At 40.9% G+C, this 4,359-nt stretch carries 3 protein-coding genes; 2 read left to right on the top strand and 1 reads right to left on the bottom strand.

The features are described from left to right. Positions 1-188: 188 nt before the first annotated feature. Together U9O96_07300 and U9O96_07295 are read left to right on the top strand one after the other, a co-directional pair. Entirely contained in the window at positions 189-2,342 is a 2,154-nt protein-coding gene (locus U9O96_07300) for a clostripain-related cysteine peptidase (protein MEA2054889.1), read from the top strand. 30 nt (positions 2,343-2,372) lie between these two features. Continuing rightward, positions 2,373-3,713 (top strand): hypothetical protein, encoded by a 1,341-nt coding sequence (locus tag U9O96_07295; GenBank protein ID MEA2054888.1) that lies wholly within the window; start codon positions 2,373-2,375, stop codon positions 3,711-3,713. A 158-nt stretch (positions 3,714-3,871) separates the two neighbouring features. Here U9O96_07295 and U9O96_07290 read toward each other — a convergent pair whose 3' ends face one another. Further along, positions 3,872-4,150 carry a hypothetical protein gene (locus U9O96_07290; protein ID MEA2054887.1) on the bottom strand — a complete coding sequence of 93 codons (279 nt, stop codon included), beginning with the start codon at positions 4,148-4,150 and terminating at the stop codon, positions 3,872-3,874. Between the last annotated feature and the right edge of the window lie 209 nt (positions 4,151-4,359).

The following is a 4,359-nucleotide window of genomic DNA, read 5'->3' as shown; positions in this document are numbered from 1 at the left end:
TGTAGATCTTCTCGAAAAATTTAAAGCAAAGGTCTATGTGATGAAGGTTATTTTGACCAAGGAAGACTGTCGAAGGCTTGGTTTAGAGCCTGAGTAGAAAGCATTCATACTTTTTACACATAGTCTACAGTCAAGCAAATTATATATTATATATTACATCCAGTTTCAATAATAGAGAGAGGTGAAATATGGCAAAAACACTCAAGTGGATTGGCATGGCAATAAGTGTGATATTTATTATCACTATTTTTTGGTTTTCGATAGGTGTTAGTAGTGATTACCTGTCTGAAGTTTTTCCTCCAAATGAACATAAATTTACAGAAAAATCATTAACAACAGTCGAAATAACAAAGCCGATGGAGGGCCATCTATATATGTTTGATAGAGATATCGCACCGATAGGGATTACTTTGGTGGCGGGAGGAATTACAATAGAGGTCGAAACAAGCGAAGATATTGATGGCATTGACATTTACATTGATGACGAACTCAAGTTCAGTGATTACACGCATCCTTACTCGCGAGTATGGAATGAAAAAGTCATGGGGCGGCATGTCATTAAAGCCGCTGCTCATGGAGGAAATGAAAGCGATGAAGTGAGCGTACTTATATTCAATTTTCCAAAATCCAGGCCAGATGCAGCGATAAACGAAATAATGTCTGACCCTGCAGGAGAGGATGCCGGCAATGAATGGATAGAATTATACAATGCTGGAGAGAGTATAAGGATAAAGGGATGGACAATCGGCACCTCGGATGGCATTGCAGTGGCCACGCTTCCCAACTGGGTATTCCCCAACAATACGTACCTCGTTATCCGTTTCGGAACTGGCGCCAACGATGAGGATTTCTCTGACGGCAACGGCACGTTTTACACAGGCACTAATCAGGACTTTTTTGACAATGACATGGATGAGTGTGCTCTTTATGAAGGAAAACCTGGTACAAATACAATCGTTGATTTCATTTCATATTGCTATGAGGGAAATTATACACCAGGAGTGGCACATGATTATGCAACAAAAGCGAGAATATGGAATGAAAATGAGTATTTTGATCCTATGGCGGAACCGACTCCCCCCGGTACGAAGCCACCGTCCTGGACCGAAGGAGATTCTATCGGTAGAGATTCCTATTCAAACGACACTAACACTCCAGAAGATTGGGATATAACAGGAGGAAAAGATGCTTTTGAAGCGTCGCCAGGAAGATGCAATCTGGATGCATTTGGAATTGTAAGCATGGAGATGCCTTTACAGCTTGAAGCCCCAGCTCAAGGCAAAAAGTGGACAGTCATGGTTTACCTGGCAGCGGATAATGGCCCGGACCCGGGTGATTTGGAGGATGCTCTATTTGAACAACTCAACGAATTGGAAAAGATAGGCTCGGATGACAATATCAACATAGTGTTTCAAATAGACGGATGGAATAAAACAAATGAAGTGTATATGATAGATGGCAAGTGGGAGGGGCATAGGAATAAAGGAAAAACATTTCGCGGTTTTCTTATGAAAGATAATAATAGGGAAATTGTTAACTGGGGAAGAACTAGGATAAATACTAGTTCCTTAGTATGGGCATATAATCCACCTGGTGAAACTGCATATATAGGTGAGAAAAACACAGGTAAAGCAGCCCCCCTAAGAGAGTTCATAAACTGGTCAATAAAACATGCCCCGGCTGATAGGTACATTCTTATTCTCAATGGACATGGAGCCGGATGGAAAGGACTGCTACCAGACTATACAAGTCGGGATATGTTGTCTAATATGGATGATTATCTATACATGGGGGAGTTGGAGTCTGCTCTCTTTCAATCGGCGATCAGAAATGTTCCAGCCTTTTCTATAATAGGTTTTGACTGTTGCCTGATGGCCAATATCGAAGTTGCATATCAGATACGAGACTGGGCCCTATATATGGTTGCATCGGAAGAGGTTGCCAAAAATTGGAATTATGAAGATGTTTTTGGCCATCTTCAAAAAAACCCAGATATTTCACGTTCTGATTTAGCAAAATACATGGTCGATAGCTACCATACAAGGCATAAGGATTGGAAATGCCATACGCTGAGCGCAATAGACCTCGGCAGGCTGAGTGGCATTTACGGTGGAGTACATTCGTTATCAATTCACTTAAAAGAGGGCATGGAGGACTGGGGTGATACGAAAGACCAACCGTTTGACGAGAATGGAGATCCTGGTGACAACTGCCAGATGAATGTTAAAAGTTGCCTTCTTTCAGCCGAGCATTACAGTGATAGAAACTATATTGACCTATACCACTTTGTGCACCTCTTAGGACACAATGACGGAATCTATACCGGATACAAGAAACCGTGAGAATCAATACTGGATGGTATTAGTGGAGTTTTGGGTGCTGTCATAAATGAGAAACATGGTGACGCTCATAAACCGAATTCTCATGGTCTATCGATCTATTTCCCGAGGCATGAAACAGACCATAAAAATTTCAATGATTGCAATGGTGATCCCTGCACTGATCATCCTTTTGATAATCCACGGCCATCCTGCTATGAGGATCCTGCCGATGATCCTGCAATATATGCAGAGGATAAAACAACTGAATGGGGAAAAGTACCATATGCGAATCCTCCTCCCCATCCATGGAAGGAGACACCAAACTTTTTATGGAGAGATGAAGGCATTCATTGGGATGAATTTCTGCATCGTTATTATAAGCCGTGTGCAGATGCCGGAAAAGATATTACAGCCGAAGTTGAGTGCGGTAAGAAAGCAAAAATTACCTTAAATGGTACAGGTTCATCATCTGCTGATGATGACGGTAAAATACATGAATATTACTGGGATTATGACCCTAAAGTGGATTCAGATACTGGCGATTTTGACATGGATGGTATAAACGAACCTAATGATGATATAGATGATTGGGGACCTACACCAACTCATGAGTTTTCGCCGGGAACCTATGTTGTCACACTAACTGTATGGGATGACCACCATTTAAAAAATGAAATACTGTGTAATGATTTTCCAAACGAACACTGGAAAACTGACCAGGATTCCGTTGTAATAACGGTGATAGAGAAACCGTGTCCAGATACGGAGCCGCCAGAGACCACTATTGTGGAACCTCCAGATGGCACGGAATTCGATGAAAAAGATATTATGGTTAGCGGAATTGCAACAGATAATGTCGGTATAATAGAACTTGGCTACCATCATGAATGGGAAGGAGGTGAAGAAAATGATGCCCAGGAAGTTGACAACCTAATATCCCTTGCATTTACTCTTACGCTTGCCTTGCATCCTGAATGGAACGAAATTACTGTATGGGCAAAAGACGCTGCTGGAAATGAAGGAAGTGATAGCATTACTGTATATTATCACCCTGAAGAAGATACAACTCCACCTGTTACAACAGAAGAAGTGGGACAGCCGAGCTGGGAGAATGGTTATGTAGTAACACCTGGGACAATTATATGGCTCAATGCGACAGATGATATCTCCGGGGTGGATTACATTTACTATGAAGCGTGGTGGGACAGTGATGGTGATGGTGTCATAGAAACCAAGATGGGGGAGGGAACAGCATATACACCAAATGTGGAACTTTGTTTTGCAGACTATGAAATATATGCAGAGGTTGCCGAATTACGCTTTTATGCAGTTGATAATGCCGGAAATATTGAAGAAATGAAAGTTAAGCAGCATCTGGTACAGGAAGGATGAGTTAGCATACTTTCACAAGAGAGATAACCCACCACTTTCATTTCAGCCGTTGTATGAGTTAAATTATTTTTAAAAAACATTTTTTAAACCTTAATGCATTTCAAACAAAGGCAGGATGAGAAAATGGGTGAAAAGGCAAATGAAGGAGGTATTTCTTCTTATCGGTGGGTAGTGCTGGCTATTTTTATGATTATAGCATTGCTCTCACAATTATCGTGGCTTACCTTCGCGCCCATATCCTCTGAGGCTAGCGAACTTTTTGATGTGAGTGCATTCGATATCTCCCTTCTGTCACTTGTCTGGCCTCTCATTTTCGTTATATCTGCAATTCCGATAGGAATATTTATAGACAAAAAAGGTTTCAGACCAAGTGAAACAAGCTTTGCACCGAATTCATCGGTTATTTTGTCTACAGTTCCAACTGTAAGTTTATCCATATGATTGACTAAATTCTGGGTGTTAATGTGGTAGATACAGATTAGGCTTCATCATATAAAAGGCTAACCATTTTTGAGATACCTGAATGCTTTGAAAAACCCCCACCGTATTCATCATTTTTTCGTAGCGGCCTATAATACATCGGTTTACCGATAACTTTATATATATAAATATATATTAAGTTATTGAGATGATGCAAATGAGAAAG

This window comes from Candidatus Thermoplasmatota archaeon, from assembly GCA_034660695.1.
Taxonomy (GTDB): Archaea; Thermoplasmatota; E2; order UBA202; family DSCA01; genus JAYEJS01.
Note: the sequence above shows the minus strand (reverse complement) of the source record. Positions and strands in the feature narration are given on the sequence as shown.

Coding starts and splice junctions, on each gene's coding strand:
- U9O96_07300 (MEA2054889.1), top strand. CDS start 189: ATGGCAAAAACACTCAAGTGGATTGGCATGGCAATAAGTGTGATATTT.
- U9O96_07290 (MEA2054887.1), bottom strand. CDS start 4,150: ATGGATAAACTTACAGTTGGAACTGTAGACAAAATAACCGATGAATTC.